The sequence below is a fragment of the Exiguobacterium sp. 8H genome (genome assembly GCF_902506255.1).
Taxonomy (GTDB): domain Bacteria; phylum Bacillota; class Bacilli; order Exiguobacteriales; family Exiguobacteriaceae; genus Exiguobacterium; species Exiguobacterium profundum.
The window spans coordinates 2,789,494-2,808,239 of sequence record NZ_LR733429.1 but is presented as its reverse complement, the minus strand read 5'-3'; the positions used below and the strand labels follow the sequence as shown (position 1 = coordinate 2,808,239).

Genomic DNA, 18,746 nt, shown 5'->3' with positions numbered 1-18,746 from the left:
AGACTGAGTACGTGACTCAGTTCGCCTTGAAGTTGTAAAGTGGCTTGATGATTTGATCGATTTGAACGGCCGGTTCGATATAACGAACAATTTCTTTCATCGACTTATACACAAATGGTGATTCATCGATTGTCGATGGGCGAACTGATGTCGACCAGACACCTTCCATCGAACGTTTGAATTCTTTGAAATCGACGCGTTTCCGCGCGGCCGACCGAGACATGATCCGACCTGCGCCGTGTGGACCCGAGAAGTTCCAGTCTGGATTCCCTTTCCCCGTACAGATGAGCGAACCGTCTCGCATGTTCATCGGAATGATGACTCGCTCTCCTTCTTGAGCGGAGATGGCCCCTTTTCGCAGGATCATCGCATCATGATCGATATAGTTATGGACGGTGTCGAATTGATCGACGATGTTCCAATTCATCGCTTCGACGATTACATCAGTCATCGCACGACGGTTCGCCGCCGCGTATTGTTGAGCGATGCGCACGTCATGCATGTAATCGTCCATATCCGCTCCCTCCACATAAGCCAGGTCTCGAAATGGTTTCCGTGACGCCCGCTCTGTTTCCAGATAAGCCGAGATTTCTTGTTGTCGACCTAAGGCTTTCAAACGCTCAATTTCTTCTTTTACATCATGTGTTTCCATCATGTGTTGAATCGCTCGCTCCTGATAGTGATCGGCAATCTGCACCCCAAGATGGCGCGAACCGGAATGAATGACAAGAAACGTACGTCCCGAGTCATCTCGGTTCACTTCAATAAAGTGGTTCCCCGAGCCGAGCGACCCGACCGAGCGCAAGGCTCGGTCGAGTTTATACGGCGCTCGCACCTCTTCTAATGGAAGTTCAGATGCGTATGGATGAACCTTCTCCCGAATGTTCATCCCGCTCGGTACGAGTTCACGAATGAGGTCATCGAGTCGTTGAAAATCGATCCGCTTGGCTTTGATCTCCGTACAAAGCATCCCACACCCTAAATCGACACCGACCAGGTTTGGCACGACTTTGTCTTGAATCGTCATCGTTGTTCCAACGACCGATCCTTTCCCCGCATGCATGTCCGGCATGATCCGAATCGATGCCCCTTGTGTGAACGGTTGGTCGAGCAATGTTTCAATTTGATTCCGCGTCATATCATCGATTCGTTCGTTAAACACTTTGGCGCGGTTATATTTCCCCTTGATTTCCATGTGACCTCCTTAACTGATGGCTTGTTGTTTACTCTGTAATTCATGCATTCGGGCGTAGACACCACCATACTCGATGAGTGACTGGTGATTGCCTCGCTCAATGATTCGCCCGTGGTCGAGAACGAGAATCTGGTCCGCTTCCCGAATCGTCGAGAGTCGGTGCGCGATGACAAATGTCGTCCGACCGTACGTGAGTGTCTTGAGCGCGTCCTGAATCAATGCCTCCGTCTCCGAGTCGACGCTCGCTGTCGCTTCATCGAGGACGAGGATGGCCGGGTCAAAGACGAGGGCGCGTGCGAAACTGACCAGCTGTCGTTCTCCACTCGAGAGTGAAGCTCCACGCTCGATCACCGGCTCATCGATGCCTTGCGGTAGCTGCTTCACGAAGCGGTCTGCCCCGACGGCTGTGAGTGCTTTCCATACCTGTTCGTCCGTAATCGTCTCATCTCCAAGCGTGACGTTCGTCCGAATCGTTCCAGTGAATAGGAACGGGTCTTGTAAGACGATCCCGAGATGGTCTCGTACCGCCTGCGTCGGTAGTTTAGTCACGTCCATGCCATCGATTCGAAGGACTCCGGCCGAGGGGTCATAGAAACGCATGAGCAAGTTCATGATTGAACTCTTCCCGCTTCCGGTATGCCCAACGAGTGCGACCGTCTCACCAGGAGCTGCGTGTATTTCAATCTGTTGCAACACCGGTTTCCCTGCTTCATAACTGAAGGTCACGTCATCAAAGACGACATCCCCTTTAAAGCGTGGAAGACGTTCTGATGAGACCGGTTCCCCTTTCTCGTCGAGCAGTTGGAACATCCGGTCGGCCGAGACAAGCGCTTGTTGGAGTGGTGACAATTGGTTCATGATCTGTGTCACCGGCTCAAAGATCCGCGAAACATAGTCGATATACGCGTACAGAATCCCGAGTGTTAAGACACTTCCCGTACCAAGCGTTTGTGCCCCGACAAACCAGATGAGCAAGGCGAGCGCCATGTTTCGGAAGAAGTTGACGAGATTGTGGCTCATCAACGCATCCAATTTCAACAACTTTCGTCTCGTTTGGAAGTTGTCGCTGTTCTTCTCATTGAACTCGTCATAAACGAGATTTTCGCGGACGTATGATTGAATGATTGGCATCGTTTGAATGCTCTCGTTCAACTGCGCGTTCATATCCGCGACGAGTGCGCGGACACGGAAGTTATTTTTTGTCGAGAAACGTTGGAACAACTTGATCCAGACGATGACGACCGGGATGATAATGAGCGAGACGAGCCCTAGACGCACGTCTAGGAAGAACATCGCAATGAGTACCCCAATCATCATGACGACACTTTGGAAGACACGAGCGAGCACTCCTAAATACAGGTCGCGAATCGTCTCTGTATCATTCGTGACACGACTGACAATCTTCCCGATTGGTGTCTGGTCAAAATAACGTACCGGAATCGTTTGAAGATGCTTCATCACGTCAAGACGCATCGTCTTTACGATTTTATGCGCTGATCGTTGTAGGAGCATCTGTTGTCCCCAGTTCAATCCGGCCGCAAATAGTAACAGGACGACGTACAATCCCGATAAGAGAAGGACAGCTCGTAAATCCGTCTGATAGAACTGGAACACGTCGGTCGACGAGAGCGCGGCAATATTGTCATATGTCGCCGTCTCGTCTCCTCTTGAAATCGTCAGCACGTCGCCTTCGACTTCACGAACGCCTCCGCTTATAACCACATCAGGTACGAGATAGTAACCATCGGTCGTTTGTACGATCGAGACCGGCTGAATCACCTCTTGGCCATCTAGTCTCGTTTCTTTCTCATAAGAATCTCCATTAAAGGAAACACTACCGCCGGATTCGACTTGAACCCAGTCACGTTCGATGGCGACGATATGCTCATCGATAATGATTTTGGCGATATACGGCCCGGCAAGTTCTGCACCGACCGCTAAAAAGAGTAATGTCAGTCCGAGGAAGATGGAGCGCTTCACTTGCTTGGCATAACCAACGAGTGAGCGGATCGTCTTCTTCCGGCGGACCGGATCTAATTCATATTGATCGATCATGAGAGATTCCCCCTTTCCCGGATTACTCCGTCTCTCCTTGTCGAATAAATTGTTCATAGTACCAACCGTGTCGTTCCATCAGTTGGTCGTGGGTGCCGCGCTCGGTGACTCGTCCGTCTTGAAGGACGAGAATTTGGTCGGCATGTGCCACCGCAGAAAGACGGTGCGCCACGATAAAGGTCGTCTTCGCCTCACGGCTCGTGCGGACCGAATCGATTATGCGTGATTCCGTCTTCGCATCGACCGCTGAGAGCGAATCGTCAAGAAGCAGAATCTCAGGATTTTTCAGTAAAGCACGTGCAATCGATAATCGTTGTTTTTGTCCACCTGACAGCATGACCCCTTGCTCCCCAACGACGGTATCGAGACCGTTCTCCAAGTGTTCGATGTCTGTATCGAACGCCGCGAGGTGAATGGCTCTGTCGAGTGCTTCATCCGAGACATCATCGACTCCGAAACGAATGTTATCACGCACCGTTTTCGAGAATAGGAGGTGCTCTTGTGACACATACCCACTCCAGCCACGGACCGTTTCAAGTTTAATGTCCGAAATCGGCACCCCGTTCACGAGAAGGGAATCGTCAATCGGATACTCCCGGAGCAATTGACGTAACAACGTCGTCTTCCCAGCTCCAGTCGGTCCGACAATCCCAATCGTCTCACCACGCGAGACGTGCAGGACGATGTCTTCTAACGACTCCCGATTCGAGTTTGGATAACGGAATGAGAGCGATTTGAAGGTGATTTTCTCTGGTACATCGATGTGAACCGTTCCGGTTGACGAAACGTCCGGTACCTCATTCATCGTTGTCTCAATCCGTTCCAAGCTCGCCGTTCCTCGTTGGACGACGTTGATGAGTTCCCCGAAGGCATACATCGGCCAAATCAACATCCCTAAATAAATGTTGAAGGAAACGAGTTGACCGAGCGTGATGTCGTTCGTAAAGACGAGATACGTCCCGAACGAGAGTCCGATCAAATAGCTGAGTCCAACGAGTAATTTGATAACCGGCTCAAACAAGACGTCAATTTTAGCGACATGCATGTTTTTCGCCATCACGTCATCCGTGATGTCATCAAATTTTTTCGTATCCGCCTCTTCTTGGACGAAGGAGCGGACGACCCGAAGACCAGAGATGGATTCAACGACTTGGTCGTTCATCACGCCGAACGAATCTTGGGCTGCCGTGAAACGTGTATGAATCTGACTCCCAAGTTTATTCATCGACCAGGCGAGAATCGGCATTGGCAAAAGTGCTGCGAGCGTCAACTTCCAATCGATGAACACGCCCATAATCGTCAAGGCGATGAGCGTCATGTTGAACGAGTCGACTAATGTCATGACCCCAAATCCCGCTGTCCGCTCCACCGCTTTTAAGTCATTCGTCGCAAGTGCCATCAAGTCACCTGTGCGATGTTGTTGATAGAAGCGCGGTGTTTGTTTGAGGAGGTGACCAAAGAAGCGACCTCTCAATTTCTTTTCAAGTAAAAAGGCTGTCCCGAAGAGTCGGGCAATCCACAAGTACGACATCACGTAAGATAACACCATAATGCCGAGTAGCGACGATACAATCAGAATCAATCGCTCTGTCGTCAAACTTCCTTCACGAATCGCATCGATCGCCTGACCAATAATCCAAGGCGGCAGCATATCTACAACCCCTGTGATGATCAGTAAAATGATTGCAATCACATACGTTCGTTTCTGTCTTTTAATAAACCAATCCAATTGCTTAATCAGTTTCATGACTGATTTCCCCCTTCCGCCTCACCCATCCAAGCACGCAAAAAAGCGCACTCCACCTGATTGTGCAACCAATCAAATGAAGCGCGCTTGAAGTAGTCTTCAGTCTTTTGCATGGTCAGGGAAAGGACACTACCCCTATCCAGCTGCCAATGTCACGCAGTTAAATACGAGTAGCCATATGATGTTTTGAGTGTGTTTGTGAGTGCAATGTTGTTCATCATTCTGGCTCCTCTCGTTTCATAGTTTTAAAATCTACTCAAACCTTAGCAGACTGTTCTGAAAATTGTCAACATTATTCTGTAAAAAAACTGTAACTTGATTTAGTTTAAGAAAAACATGCCTAAAATGAGACCAATGACCCCCGTCGCCGTCACGTAATAAATCATCGGCATGAGCGTGTAACGGATGATGGTCCCTTCCTTGCCGAGTAATCCAGCAACCGATGCGACCGCTACGACGTTCAACACACAGATCATGTTTCCTGCGTTCGCTCCCGCCATCTGCATCGATAAAGCGAGCGTGTTATCAAGTCCAACCGACTCCGCAACGTTTGTCGTCAAACTCGAGAACATCATATTGGAAAACGTCGCCGAACCTGAAACGAAGGCACCAAGGGCCCCAATCCACGGTGCGACAAGTGGCCACACCCCACCGAACGTATCAGCAGCTGCCGTCGCAAGCTCGACCGGCATCGAAGCGAGTCCGGCACCGCCATTTTCAGAGTGGATGAATATACGAACCATTGGAACCGACGCCGCTAACGTGATGGCCGTTCCGACGACTCCAAGTGTCGTCGCCTTAAACACCGATGTCACTTGTGACCAACTCATGTTGTGTAAGAAGAATGTCGCAATAATCGTCAGGATAAACATAAAACCTGGTGAATAGAACGGTTCCCAAGACGTCGAAACTCCTTCTACCCCAAGAATGTCCGGGAGATTGATTCGGACACTGCGAGAGAGTTCGTTTAAAAATGGTACGGTACGGGTGAGCACTAAGAAAATCGTCAAAATAAGATAAGGTGCCCACGCCTTCCACTGAGGCAATTCTCGCGTGGTTGATTTGAGCGTCACTTTTTCAGCAGATGGTTCTAGCTCATCCACATATCCATCAAACGTCCAGACGCGTTTCGGCATGAGAATTCCTTTACGAGCCATGGCCACGAGGATGACCAGACCGGTTAAACCACCGAGCATGCCACCGAACTCAAATCCGAGGATGAGTGTCCAAATGTACGCAGGTACGCTGTATAACAACGCCGCCACAATCGCAATCGGAAATACCTCAAGTGCGGGTTTTATCGACTTCTCTTTACTGAAGAACCGCGTCAACATCAAAATCAAAATGAACGGGATGAATAGGCCGACCACCATATCGATCAACACCGTCTGCAAGACGACCTCTGTCAAGAAGGCAATCGATTCAGGTTGGTTCACATCTAAAGATAGACCGTTCCCGATCCCGATGAGTGCAGGTGTCCCGACCGCACCAAATGTCACAGCCGACACGTCTGCAGATAGTGCGATGACAACGGCGGCAATCGGTGGAAACCCGAGTGCGATCAAGAGCGGTGCTGCAACCGTTGCAGGCGTCCCGAATCCAGATGCGCCTTCAATAAATGAAACGAATAACCATCCGACAATCAAAACTTGAATACGCGGGTCAGGTGTGATGTTGACGAATCCGGAACGAATTGCGTTCATCCCGCCCCCTTCTTTCATCGTATTCATCATTCCGATTGCCCCGTAGACAATCCATACTGTCGTGACGGCGATGACGAGTCCTTGTAATGTCGCCGCCATAATTCGTGTCGCATCCAATTGCCAGACGAAGAACGCTAAAATCGCCGTCGTCACAAGTGACAAGGGCATGGCTACCGATGCAGGTAAACGCATAATGACCAATAAGATGAGCACGGCCACAATCGGTGTCAGTGCTGTAATCCATTCTAAAATCGTCAATGTAGACCCACCTTTTCGTGTTTTCCCCTACCGTAAACAGATGTCCCATCACGATTCTTCTTCAGCGATTCGATCTAACGTACGTTCAATCACATCATACGGAAATCCTTTGCGCCGAAGCTGCATCTTCATGCGCTGTTTGCGTTCGAACGCGTCGTATCCGCTGAACTTCCGACTCAACTTCTCAGCCTGTTTCAGACATGCCGCAACCTCGACATCTTCGTCCTCTTCTTCCCAAAAAGTTTGAATCGCCTCTGAAATAATATCAAAGGTAAACCCCCTTTGCATCAGGGTTTGTTGAATTCTTTGTTGCACTTCTGTGGCAGAACGACGATTTGTTTCCAGTTGTTTCCTTTTCACGAACTTTCCAGCCTTCTCGACGAGATCTTCGTGTGAGATTGATTCTAATACGGATTCAACAACGTCCGTTGGGATTCGGAGCTGTTCGAGCTCGCGTTTGATTTTGATTGGTCCACTTGGACTTGTGTTGAATTTCGTTTGGACATACGCTTTTGCGAACTCCTCATCATTCAAATAACGCTGCTCGATTAGTCGCGTGATGGCATGTTTGATAGCAGATTCACTTAACTCTTTCTTCACAAGATAGTCCCTTACCTCTGAAATGGCGCGCATTCGATACGATAAATAATTGATGGCCAACTTATAGGCTTTCTGAGCTTCTTCCGCCTCAAGGACGTCTTGCACAAAATCGTCTTCGAGCTCCATCCCTTTTGTGAGCCCGTACTTGATGAATACGTCAACATCGATGGCGAACGCAAACTCTTCTTTCCCCTCCCGTTCGATGAAGACGTTCAGTCGATCTTGGTTCTTCTTTTGGGTCGTGAACTTTGCAATTTTCACAACGACTCCCCTCCATTCCATGTTTCTAACATATCACGTTCAAGAAACGTAGAGGATTTTTGATAAGTTAGAAGAAAGGGTATTCATCTGGATATACTGACTTATACCCATTTTAGAAACAACACATGATATCGGAGGGAATTTCATGAAAATCGCAATCACTGGTGGAACCGGGCTCATCGGTCAACCACTCGTTCGTGCACTCGCCGACGCCGGACATCAAGTCGTCGTGTTGACGCGTCATCCACGTCCCCGCCATCACGGGGTATCGTTTATCGAATGGTTGACACCGAATAGTAAACCAGAAGAGGAACTCGAAGGAACAGATGCGTTCATTCATTTGGCCGGCGCCTCAATCAACGACGGGCGATGGACACACAAACAGAAACAAGCCATCCTTCAAAGTCGAATCGAAGGGACGAAGGAAGTCGTCCGAATTATTCAACAGTTGAAACAAAAGCCACAGGTCGTCATTAGCGGCTCGGCCATCGGTATATACGGTGAAGATCGTTCCATCACGTATTCCGAAGAAACCCCATTGCCGACACGGACTAATTTCCTCGGGAACGTCTGCGTCCTCTGGGAACAAGAAGCAGAGCCCATTCGTGATTTAGGTGTTCGCCTTGTGACGATGCGCACCGGAGTCGTCTTATCGAATGATGGCGGTGCTTTCCCATTAATGAAACTCCCCTATCAGTTCGGGGTCGGTGGTAAAATTGGATCAGGAGAGCAATGGGTTCCTTGGATTCATTTAGACGACCTCGTCCGCTTGTTCGTGCACGTCATCGAGACTGATTCCATTGAAGGACCCGTCAACGGCACTGCACCTACACCGGTGACGATGAATGAGTTCGGGAAGACGATTGCGAACGTGATGCATCGTCCTCACTGGATTCCGGCACCTGCCCCAATGATGCAACTCGCCCTCGGCGAAAAGAGCGCCATCGTCCTAGAAGGAGCGAAAGTCGTTCCGACGAAGGCACTTCAACATGGTTTCGACTTCCGCTATGAAACATTGGAACCGGCTCTAACACAACTACTACAAGATGTTTAAGGAGAATGAATTGTGAGTCACTTACTAATTCGAAATGCCCATATTTACCCCATCACTGCCCCCCATTTTTACGGAGACCTCCGTGTTCGGGACGGGAAAATCGTCGAAATGTCCGATTTACTTGAACCGACTGACGGGGAGCATGTCATTGAAGCCGAAGGAAACTTTTTATTCCCGGGCTTCATCGATGCTCACACCCACCTCGGATTATATGATGAAGGAACCGGCTCTGTCGGAAACGACGCCAATGAGACGGTCGAAGCGATGACGCCTCATGCACGTGCAATTGACGGGGTATACCCGCTTGACGAAGGATTTCAAGAAGCGCTGATGGCAGGCGTAACCGCCGTTCAGGTCATGCCAGGAAGTATGAACGTCATCGGTGGTGTGACCAGTGTCATCAAAACACACGGTCGCTATATTGACGACATGATCGTCCGTCGTTATGCCGGATTGAAGATGGCACTCGGCGAAAACCCGAAACGGATTCATAGTATGGGGAAAACCGGTGATTTGACGCGGATGGGGATTATGGGGTTGCTTCGTGAAGCGTTCCGTACCGTCGGGTCGACCAAAACGATCGGAACGTTCGGCAGTCAGATGATTCAACTTGCCCTCGACCGAGAGATGCCGATTCGTGTGCATGCCCACCGCGCCGATGACATTTTATCTGTCGTTCGCTTTGCCCAAGAGTTCAATCTCGACTATCGTATCGAACATTGTACAGAAGGTCATCTTGTCGTTGAAAAACTACAAGAACTCGGTGTGAAACATGTCACCGTCGGACCGACGTTTACTCGAAAATCTAAAATCGAGCTCCAGAACAAGACATGGGAGACGTATCGCATTCTCCATGAGCATGGTATGATCGTCTCCATCACGACCGACCATCCGTACACGCCGGTCCAATATTTGAACTTGTGCGCCGGACTTGCGGCACGTGAAGGACTTCCTGTCGATATCGCGTTGCGAGGGATCACCATCAATCCAGCTGAATCACTAGGTGTCGCTGACCGAATCGGATCTCTTGAAGTAGGAAAAGATGCCGATTTGGTGCTTTGGAGTCACTTCCCGCTCGACTACTTATCGAAGCCGATTATGACGATTGTGAACGGTGAAGTCGTGTACAAAACGGACCGTGCTGAAACCCATCATGAGGTCGAGTAATTTTCATTATTTTTCATAAGGGTTTTTACGCATAATTTACTTGCTTTTTTAAAAATACTATATAAAATTATCTTGTAACTTCATAAAGCAGCCAAGGCGGTTCGAACAGCGAAGCCAGAAGTATGCTTTCGTTACGACTATTCTTCAGCGGTCTGAAATAGGAGGAGGAATGTAAAGGTGCTCAAATTTCGTGAGCTCACCGACTGCGCGGAGTTGTTCGAACTGATGCAACACCCAGATGTCTTTCCGTATGTCCGTCAAAAGACGGTCCATTTTGACGAGTTTTTATTTAGCACGAAGCAAGTCATCGAGCTAGAAGAGCAAGGAAATATCATCTCACGTACCATCACGAACGAGTATGGCACCCCGATTGGGACGATTAGCTTGTTCGATGTCGAATCCGGATATGGATTCCTTGGCACGTGGCTTGGCAAGCCGTATCACGGCAAAGGTTATAATCAAGTGGCGAAAGAGGCGTTCTTCTCAGAACTGTTCTTCGATCTTGATATTGAAAGTGTGTTCTTAAAAATCCGTAAATCGAATGAACGATCGATTGCTGCAGCAGAGAAGCTTCCGTACGCGTTTTGCGCGAACGAGATTCGTTCCGAACTGCTTGCGGAGATCAACCAAGGTGACGTGGAGTATGTTTTATATGAAGTATCCAAGTCGAGCTTCCAACTATACTTGCATGCCCTACACGTCCCGGAATACGAAGTGCCATACGAGGCACAACTCGAAGCATGAGCCAATTCTGTCAAAGAATTGGCTTTTTTGTGGCGTTTTTGTGTGGATTTGATGGAGGGAACTTGTCGGAGCCGAATAAATCTGTTCTAATTCGAAGAGATAGGTATGATAGAAGTATGAGGGATTTATCACAACTCCCGTTAACCGTTTTGCAAAGGAGAATGGCATATGTCAGAATCAATGTTTCGTATCCTCGTGACCGATGACGAAGAACAAATGCGTGATTTACTTGTATCGAATTTAGAAAAAGAAGGGTATGAGACGGTCACCGCCTCAAACGGCCTAGAAGCAATCGAACGCTTGAAAGAAGAGACGTTCCATCTCGTCTTACTTGACGTGATGATGCCGGAACTCGATGGATTGACGGCTTGCATGCGCATCCGTGAGTTCTCAAACGTCCCCATCATCCTGTTGACGGCACGCTCAGAAGAGCTCGACCGCATTCACGGCCTGAAAATCGGGGCGGACGATTACATCACGAAACCGTTTAGCCCACGCGAGTTACTCGCACGAATCGAAGCGACGCTCCGTCGCACGCACAGCTTCTCAAAAGAACAAGAAGCTACGTTTGATATCGGAGTCCTCTCAATCGATATCGAAGGACGTGCCGTCAGTGTGAAAGGGAAGACCGTCAACTTGACACGAAAAGAGTTTGATTTGCTCTACCTATTCATCACGAACGACGAAAAAGTATTCTCCCGTGAACAATTACTTGATCAGATTTGGGGGACCGAGTATCATGGAAACCTTCGCACGGTGGATACTCACATTAAGACGCTTCGCCTGAAACTCGGCGAGGCGGGCGGTTATATTCAGACAGTCTGGGGAATTGGCTACAAATTCGAGGCAAACGGATGAAACGATACACGATCAGGAAGCGGATTTGGATTACCATCTGGACAGCCAGCCTCTTCTCAGCGTTCGTGTTTCTCATCATGACGTTTTATCTGTACGACAAGTTCTATATTCAAACGCAAGAAGAACTGCTCATCAATCGCGGTGAGAAACTTGTCACCATCTATAAGGCCGACGGTTTCTCGGACGCGTTCGCCGATAGTATGACGTACACGAACGAATTGACCGAAACGAAAGTGTTCCTCTCCTCCGTTCGAGAGGACACACTCGGCTCCGGTAAAACCTTTTTAAGGCAGCAGGACCTCGAACGGTTGCAGGACGGTTATGCCATCTCGGTGACCCGGAAACATCCGACCGAGGACGTCGACATTTTGATGACCGCATTTCCTCTCATCCGCGACGATGAACTCGACAATGCACTCATTTTGTATATGGAGCTCAGTAAAATCAGTGAACCGTTCCAACCGATTCGGCTCATGATCACGTTTTTACTCGTCCTCATGATTGTGAACTTACTCATTTTTGGTAAACAGATCATCGACACGATCATCCAACCACTCATTCAGATGAAGCGTGCCTCTCAAGTCTATGCGCAAGGTGATTTCTCCCACCGCATTCCGATTGTCTACGATGACGAAATTGGTGAACTAGCAGACACGCTCAACTCGATGGCGGAATCGCTCGGACTTGTTGAAGAACAGCGTAAAGAGTTTCTCGCTAACGTCAGTCACGAACTTCGCACGCCACTCTCTTACATCCGCGGTTATACCGAGATGCTCCAAGATGAGTCATTGGATGAAAAAACGAGGGTGCAATATTACGACATCATCGAGAACGAGACGAACCGGCTTCAGCGCCTTGTCACGGACTTACTCGATCTCGCCCAGCTAGAGCGCGATTCGTACCCGATGACGAAAGAACCGGTCGTTTACTCGCAAGTACTTGAAGACGTCCTCTATCGTCTTGAACCGATTGCCCGTGCGAAAGGCGTGACAATCGAATCGGATTTAGACTTCGACTTGATCATCCTCGGTGACCATGACCGACTCGAACAAGTCATCGGCAATCTTCTCGACAACGCGCTCCGATATACGGATGCTGGCAAGACGATTCATGTGAAAACGTTCGCCGAAACCGAATATGCAATTACGGAAATACGTGACGAAGGTCGAGGCATCCCGAAAGAAGATTTAGACAAATTGACGGAACGCTTCTATCGTGTCAATAAATCACGGACACGAAAAGATGGCGGAACCGGCCTCGGTTTGGCCATTGCGAAGCACATTATCGAGCGTCATGAAGGGTCCCTTCATTTCAGCTCTGAAGTCGGACAAGGAACGACTGTCACTGTCGGTCTGCCGCTTCTACCTGACGATGAATTTGATATGTAAATAGGCAGCCGCGATGGCTGCCTTTTCATATGTCTTTCCCTTTATATTGTTCGACCGACTCTCGTTCAAGTCGTTCGCGTTCGGCATGCGTCTGTGGAAAACCGTTCGCCTGCCATTCGGCACGGTGACTTGAATCAAGTTGCGTGAGCCCTTGCTCCGCTTCATCTTGATTCGCATCGACGCTTTCCCGTTCATCCATCTTCTGCCACGTATCTTCTTCCTCACGTTGCGAAAGCAGTGCCGCCACTTTTGGTGCAACGAGCGCCGCACCGGCAACACCTAAGACAATCCCCATCAACACTTTCCGATCCATCCTAACCCCTCCTTCACTATGCACTCTTCATTCCACCATTTTATAATCTCAAAACCATTATCGAAAACGTTTACAACATTTCTACGAGTGGAATGGCTAATGGAAGGAGGCGATTGGATGGAAAAGAAACGACCCACTTCGAAACGTCCGTTTGATAATCCGGACGCGGTAGACACGGACAAAGAAAGCATCTTTGACGAAGACGGCATGCAAACCGTCGACCCGATTCCTGTAGAGGAATTGAACGAACGAGTGAAGGATGAAAAGAATAAACGTCACTCCAAAGATGACTCAGTGAGTGAAAAGAAATATAAAGACAAATAAACAAGCTGCGGACAAACGTCCGCAGCTTGTTATGTTAAATCTTTTGGTGAAAATCCGTAAGGCAACATCTCTTCTTTCGTCATCACTTTCGTATCACCGTTCAAGTTTGCAAGAATCAACGTGAAATCTTCGCCAGCGAATTCAGCAATCACTTGGCGGCACGCACCGCATGGTGAAATCGGGCCTTCCGTGTCACCGACGACGACGACCGTTTCAATCGCGTCACTACCTTCTGACACGGCTTTAAAAATGGCTGTGCGTTCGGCACACATTGACAATCCGTACGAGGCGTTTTCCACGTTACATCCTGTAATTTCGTTTCCTGATGTATCGATGACGACAGCTCCTACTTTAAACTTTGAATACGGTGTATAGGCGCGTTTGCGCGCTTCGATGGCTTTATGGACGAGTTCTTGTACGCGTTCTTGTGAGATCATAGGATGTTCCTCCACTTCTATATTTGAAAAGAAGTCTGACATCTGAACTATATCGTGAAAACGCTTACGTGACAAGCCTTTTCACGGTCTCGTCAATATTTTTTCTTTTTCTTTTTCTCGAATACGACGACCGACTCGACATGAGATGTCTGTGGGAACATATCATACGGCTGTACGTAATTCACTTTGTATCCCGCTTTCATCAACTGGTCGGCGTCACGTGCGAGCGTCTGCGGGTTACATGACACGTAAACGATTCGCTTCGTTTTAGAAGAGATGATGGAATTGATCAATTGATGGTCCATCCCTGTGCGTGGCGGGTCGACTACGATGACGTCTGGGATCCATCCATCTTTTACCCAACGTGGAATCCAATGCTCGGCACGCCCTTCGACGTATGTGACATGGTTATAGCCATTTTCACGCATATGGTCATTGGCATCTTCGACCGCTTCCGGCACGACTTCCATTCCACGGATTTCTTTCGCATATGGGGCTAACCAAAGTCCGATCGACCCTACTCCTGCATACGCATCGATCACACGTTCTTCACCTGTCAATCCTGCGGCCTCGACCACTTCACGGTACATTTTTTCTGTCTGTGCCGGATTCAACTGGAAGAATGCGCGTGGTGATAAGTGATAATGAACGTCGTCTAATTGTTCATCCATTTTCTCCTGACCGGCGATGTGAACTGTCCGATAACCGAAAATAACACCCGAACGGTTTGCATTGATATTGATATGGAACGACACAACATTCGGCAATTCCATGATGCGGTCGCTCAATTCATCTAAATCAGGGACATCTTCATGTCCGACGACCAAAACGACTTGAACATCGTTCGTGTTATAACCCGAACGGACGACGATTGTACGCGCGTACCCCGTGTCGCGACGTGCATCGTAGACGGGAATATCAAGTTCGTTTAAAATACGGACAATCGCATTGTTGATGTTCGTCGTATCCCGTTGTTGGACCATACAGTGCTCGATCGGCACGAGATGGTTCGAGTTCGGTTTGTAGAGACCCGATACGACCTCACCGCGACGCGTGCCGAGTGGGAATTGTGACTTGTTCCGGTAATACCATGGATCTTCCATTCCGATTGTTGGACGGATATCCGATTTGTCCACGTTTAGTTTCGTCTTTTGACGGAAGGCGTTTCGAACGATTTCTTCCTTATACTCCATCTGCAGACGTGAACTCATATGTTGGATTTGGCAGCCCCCGCACTCATCGTAAATCGGACAAGGTGCTTTGACGCGGTCTTTCGAGTCGTTATCTCGTTTGACGACACGCGCTTCCGCATAGTTTTTTTCCACACGCGTGATTTCGACTTTGGCTCGTTCTCCCGGCAATAAGTTCGGAATGAAGATGACCATGCGATTAAGTGTCGCAATGCCTTCTCCATTAATGCCAAGTCGTTCGACCGTGACATCTTTAAAATCTCCTGTAATTAATTTCAATCTGATTCATCCTTTCGAGACGATTGTTCTAGGTCTTTGGCGTAACGCACTACTTTAGCGCGCAACGAATCAATGTCGGCTAACAGGCGATGTAAATCTTCAGGTGTCGTATGCTCGTCTAGCGTATTGACCGATAGACAGAGTAATTCCGTTCTCGATTTTAGGACGTTCATCTTTCCGGCAGTATCTGTTCGTGATTTACCCATCTTGTAATCGCTCCTTTGGTTCGTGACAAAGAGTTGCTATTATAGCATACTATTTCGTGTAACTTGATGAAAAGGTGGAATCCACATGCAAAACATCTCCCCAACTTTCGACCCTTGGGAAGCCTATCTCGACCAAGTCGAACACGGTCGACTCGTCTTATCCAATGTCGAAGTCACTACAACGAAGCTGTGTAACATGCGCTGCGAACATTGTGCGGTCGGTTATATGCTAGACCAAACAGAAGAACCAGAAGTTCCGCTCGACCTGTTGATTCAACGACTGGATGAGATCGAACATTTGCGTGCCTTCTCCATCACAGGCGGTGAACCGATGCTGTCTATGAAATCGGTCCGCAACTATGTCGTTCCATTGTTACGTTATGCGAAAGAACGTGGTGCGCGTACGCAAATCAACTCGAACTTGACGCTACCGTTATCTCGCTATCATCTTATTACCCCTTACTTGGACGTTTTGCACATTTCGCATAACTGGGGTACCGATGCCGATTTCCTTGAAGGCGGATTCGCGATGATGGACCGGAAACCAAGTGAAGAGGCACGATTGAAAATGCTCCAGACGATGAAAGACAACGCACGTGCTCTCACATCTGAAGGAATCATTGTGTCCGCGGAGACGATGATCAACAAACGAACGATTCCGCACTTGAAAGAGATCCATGAAGAAATCGTATCGCTCGGTTGCCAAAGGCATGAGGTGCACCCAATGTACCCCGCAGACTTCGCTAGCGCCCTCGAATCAGCATCGCTCGCTGATACGCGACAAGCCATCCATGACTTACTCGATGTCCGTGACGAGAACGTATGGATGTTGTTCGGGACGTTACCATTCTATGCATGTTCTGACCTACCTGAAGACCGTGCTCTGTTGAAGCGACTTCATGAAACAAAAAACGTGACCGTTCGAAACGACCCAGATGGCCGTTCCCGTCTCAACACGAATATCTTTGACGGACAGATCATCGTGACCGATTTCGGTGATGAACTCGGTTCACTCGGCACCGTCTATGACACACCATTCCAAGAGGCGTATGATAAGTGGACGAACAGCCAATTGAACGCTACACTCTCTTGTCACTGCCCTGCCGTGAAGTGTCTCGGGCCGAACGCACTCGTTAAACAAGCCTATTATCCGACGGTCGATTTCCAGTCTCGTAAAGCTACATCGTTTTAAATATTTCAATTCGGGAAATGTTCTGTATATTAAATGAATCGAGGTGCGTGTAGATGACTGCGATTTATATCCTCATGATTACCGTGATGGCCATCATTATTTTTGGCGGAGTACTGAGCATCTTATTGACAGCCGCATTCGTTTCAGACAAAGTAGAGCATGATGAAATGTTTAGTCAAGGCAGTTGGGATGATGAATTGCTGCATTTGAATCACTCTCCACAACCGATTGACGACACGAAAAGCTGAGACCCTTCTCGGCTTTTTACTTTGACTTCATGAGGTGAACCTATGCTCCGTTTTCGTTTTATGATTTTACTATTGATTGTCTTTATTTCCGGTTTGATTCAAGGTGCGCTCATCCCACTCTTATCCACGTTGATTGAACGGGATGGGGCCCCGGCCTGGGTGAACGGACTGAACGCGACGATGCTTTACGTCGGTGTGATCGTCTCTGCGCCTCTCCTGGAGCGATTCGTCCGTAAATATGGATTCCGACCGACCATCGTCCTCGGTATCGTATTGACGGCTGTCGCGACCTTCGCTTTACCGATTTGGCCGTCCTTACTCGTTTGGGCGATGATGCGCTTCTTCATCGGATTCGGCGACTCGGCTCTACACTACGGGTCACAAGTATGGGTGACCTCAGCAAGTGAAAAGCGCAGTCTCGGTCGAGCGATGGCGTATTATGGAATGTCTTTCAGTCTCGGTTTTGCCATCGGTCCATTGATCGCACCACTCGTCGACCTATGGTTTTGGTTACCGTTCCTCATTATCGTCTTCTTCTGTCTCGCTTCGTTGATGCTCGTCTTTAAAGTCGAGAACGAGTTTCCGGAGGTCGAAAAAGTGAAGACCGACTCGAAAGGACGAATTCGCCTGATTCTTGTCGGTGCGGGATACACGCTTCTCCCTGCCTTTACATATGGGTTTCTCGAAGCGAGCTTAAATGCCAACTTTCCCATTTTTACGTCTCGGAATGGGATGAGTTTGACGGAAACGAGCACACTCATCACGACGTTCATCGTCATGTCGATTGTCGTTCAGCTTCCTCTTGGTCGCCTCGCAGACTTGTACGGTAAGAAGCGGATCTTACAAATCGTGCTGACGTTTGGTACACTCGTATTCACTTTGGCGAATCTTGTTGTCGATTCCTATATCGGTCTACTCTTCCTATTCGCACTTGCCGGCGCCGGGCTAGGATCGACTTATTCACTCGGTTTGGCGCACATGACAGAGGTGCTTCCCCGTTCGTTACTGCCGACGGGAAACATGCTCTACAGTATTTCATTCAGCATCGGTTCGATATCAGGTCCGATGATTGGTGCCTTCTGGTTGTCTTTACCGAAAGAGATCTATTTCTTTATGTATGCCGTCATTCTCGGTATTCTGGCGCTACGACTCTTCACGTCGACCGCTAAACCAATCGACTTATAAACAGAGGCAGATGGTTCCCATGAACCACCTGCCTCTGTTTTATTCCACTACTCGTTCCAATTCATCGTCGTTTAACTGTAAAGCTCGGATGAACACTTCATCTAGCGCGAATGGTTCAGTGTCTAGCGAAGCGAGTACATCGGATTTTAGCGTCACTTCTACGACACGGTCATCGAACTGCCATCTCGTCTGAATATCGTCACCTTGTCTCGTGGCGCGGGTCGCCACTGGACCGTGACGTTCTTTTAAACTTTGACTCACGCACTTCATCACGTACTTGACGTACTCATCTTTCGGCTGACGTGAGATGAGAATGTTTCGAACGATTCGATTTCTAGTCAT

At 48.7% G+C, this 18,746-nt stretch carries 19 protein-coding genes; 9 read left to right on the top strand and 10 right to left on the bottom strand.

All coding sequences use genetic code 11. The annotated features are described in order from the left end of the window. Window positions 1–16 precede the first annotated feature (16 nt). The 5 genes from GVY43_RS14660 to recX all read right to left on the bottom strand — a co-directional run bounded on the left by GVY43_RS14660 (window position 17) and on the right by recX (window position 7,819). Complete coding sequence (locus GVY43_RS14660) at window positions 17–1,195, bottom strand: RtcB family protein (protein ID WP_074037706.1); 1,179 nt, start codon at window positions 1,193–1,195, stop codon at window positions 17–19. Window positions 1,196–1,204: 9 nt separating this feature from the next. Next, the gene (locus GVY43_RS14655) at window positions 1,205–3,250 is read right to left on the bottom strand and encodes an ABC transporter ATP-binding protein (RefSeq protein WP_159563582.1); all 2,046 of its coding nucleotides are present in this window, start codon (window positions 3,248–3,250) and stop codon (window positions 1,205–1,207) included. 22 nt (window positions 3,251–3,272) lie between these two features. Continuing rightward, a complete protein-coding gene (locus GVY43_RS14650) occupies window positions 3,273–4,997 on the bottom strand; it encodes an ABC transporter ATP-binding protein (protein WP_159563581.1) in 1,725 nt (574 codons plus the stop codon). Window positions 4,998–5,317: 320 nt separating this feature from the next. Beyond that, the gene (locus GVY43_RS14645) at window positions 5,318–6,958 is read right to left on the bottom strand and encodes an L-lactate permease (RefSeq protein ID WP_074037708.1); all 1,641 of its coding nucleotides are present in this window, start codon (window positions 6,956–6,958) and stop codon (window positions 5,318–5,320) included. A gap of 48 nt (window positions 6,959–7,006) precedes the next feature. Beyond that, entirely contained in the window at window positions 7,007–7,819 is an 813-nt protein-coding gene (recX, locus tag GVY43_RS14640) for a recombination regulator RecX (protein ID WP_159563580.1), read from the bottom strand. A 145-nt stretch (window positions 7,820–7,964) separates the two neighbouring features. Here recX and GVY43_RS14635 point away from each other — a divergent pair, with 145 nt between their 5' ends. The 5 genes from GVY43_RS14635 (at window position 7,965) to GVY43_RS14615 (ending at window position 13,030) form a co-directional block, all read left to right on the top strand. After that, window positions 7,965–8,873, top strand: a complete 909-nt coding sequence (locus GVY43_RS14635; protein WP_159563579.1) for a TIGR01777 family oxidoreductase — start codon at window positions 7,965–7,967, stop codon at window positions 8,871–8,873. Window positions 8,874–8,885: 12 nt separating this feature from the next. Continuing rightward, complete coding sequence (locus tag GVY43_RS14630; protein ID WP_159563578.1) at window positions 8,886–10,040, top strand: amidohydrolase; 1,155 nt, start codon at window positions 8,886–8,888, stop codon at window positions 10,038–10,040. A 177-nt stretch (window positions 10,041–10,217) separates the two neighbouring features. Next, window positions 10,218–10,784 (top strand): GNAT family N-acetyltransferase, encoded by a 567-nt coding sequence (locus GVY43_RS14625; RefSeq protein WP_159563577.1) that lies wholly within the window; start codon window positions 10,218–10,220, stop codon window positions 10,782–10,784. Between the two features lie 168 nt (window positions 10,785–10,952). Beyond that, complete coding sequence (locus tag GVY43_RS14620) at window positions 10,953–11,642, top strand: response regulator transcription factor (RefSeq protein WP_031421107.1); 690 nt, start codon at window positions 10,953–10,955, stop codon at window positions 11,640–11,642. Beyond that, the gene (locus GVY43_RS14615; protein ID WP_159563576.1) at window positions 11,639–13,030 is read left to right on the top strand and encodes a cell wall metabolism sensor histidine kinase WalK; all 1,392 of its coding nucleotides are present in this window, start codon (window positions 11,639–11,641) and stop codon (window positions 13,028–13,030) included. Before GVY43_RS14620 ends, GVY43_RS14615 begins: the two co-directional genes overlap by 4 nt. Before the next feature lie 25 nt (window positions 13,031–13,055). On the opposite strand, the gene GVY43_RS14610 is transcribed toward GVY43_RS14615, so the two are convergent. Then, on the bottom strand, window positions 13,056–13,343 hold the full coding sequence (locus GVY43_RS14610) for a hypothetical protein (RefSeq protein ID WP_074037713.1): 288 nt from the start codon (window positions 13,341–13,343) through the stop codon (window positions 13,056–13,058). A gap of 117 nt (window positions 13,344–13,460) precedes the next feature. Between GVY43_RS14610 and GVY43_RS14605 the strand changes: the two genes are divergently transcribed. Then, entirely contained in the window at window positions 13,461–13,667 is a 207-nt protein-coding gene (locus GVY43_RS14605) for a hypothetical protein (RefSeq protein WP_015880870.1), read from the top strand. 29 nt (window positions 13,668–13,696) lie between these two features. Here the strand turns inward: GVY43_RS14605 and GVY43_RS14600 are convergent, their stop codons facing one another. The 3 genes from GVY43_RS14600 to GVY43_RS14590 are packed head-to-tail and all read right to left on the bottom strand — an operon-like array spanning window position 13,697 to window position 15,779. Next, complete coding sequence (locus GVY43_RS14600) at window positions 13,697–14,146, bottom strand: cytidine deaminase (RefSeq protein WP_159563575.1); 450 nt, start codon at window positions 14,144–14,146, stop codon at window positions 13,697–13,699. Between the two features lie 50 nt (window positions 14,147–14,196). After that, window positions 14,197–15,573: a 23S rRNA (uracil(1939)-C(5))-methyltransferase RlmD gene (gene rlmD, locus GVY43_RS14595; RefSeq protein WP_159563574.1), complete on the bottom strand. Its 1,377-nt coding sequence runs from the start codon at window positions 15,571–15,573 to the stop codon at window positions 14,197–14,199. After that, window positions 15,570–15,779, bottom strand: coding sequence for a hypothetical protein (locus tag GVY43_RS14590; protein WP_015880867.1), 210 nt, complete (start codon window positions 15,777–15,779; stop codon window positions 15,570–15,572). The genes rlmD and GVY43_RS14590 overlap by 4 nt, the downstream gene beginning before the upstream one ends. Window positions 15,780–15,864: 85 nt before the next feature. Between GVY43_RS14590 and yfkAB the strand changes: the two genes are divergently transcribed. Genes yfkAB through GVY43_RS14575 form a run of 3 tightly spaced genes read left to right on the top strand, consistent with a single transcriptional unit; the run spans window position 15,865 to window position 18,404 of the window. Continuing rightward, a complete protein-coding gene (gene yfkAB / locus GVY43_RS14585) occupies window positions 15,865–16,971 on the top strand; it encodes a radical SAM/CxCxxxxC motif protein YfkAB (RefSeq protein ID WP_031421098.1) in 1,107 nt (368 codons plus the stop codon). Window positions 16,972–17,024: 53 nt separating this feature from the next. Beyond that, window positions 17,025–17,219 carry a hypothetical protein gene (locus GVY43_RS14580; RefSeq protein ID WP_015880865.1) on the top strand — a complete coding sequence of 65 codons (195 nt, stop codon included), beginning with the start codon at window positions 17,025–17,027 and terminating at the stop codon, window positions 17,217–17,219. 42 nt (window positions 17,220–17,261) lie between these two features. Continuing rightward, window positions 17,262–18,404 carry an MFS transporter gene (locus GVY43_RS14575; protein ID WP_159563573.1) on the top strand — a complete coding sequence of 381 codons (1,143 nt, stop codon included), beginning with the start codon at window positions 17,262–17,264 and terminating at the stop codon, window positions 18,402–18,404. A 39-nt stretch (window positions 18,405–18,443) separates the two neighbouring features. Here the strand turns inward: GVY43_RS14575 and GVY43_RS14570 are convergent, their stop codons facing one another. Further along, entirely contained in the window at window positions 18,444–18,746 is a 303-nt protein-coding gene (locus GVY43_RS14570) for a hypothetical protein (RefSeq protein WP_015880863.1), read from the bottom strand.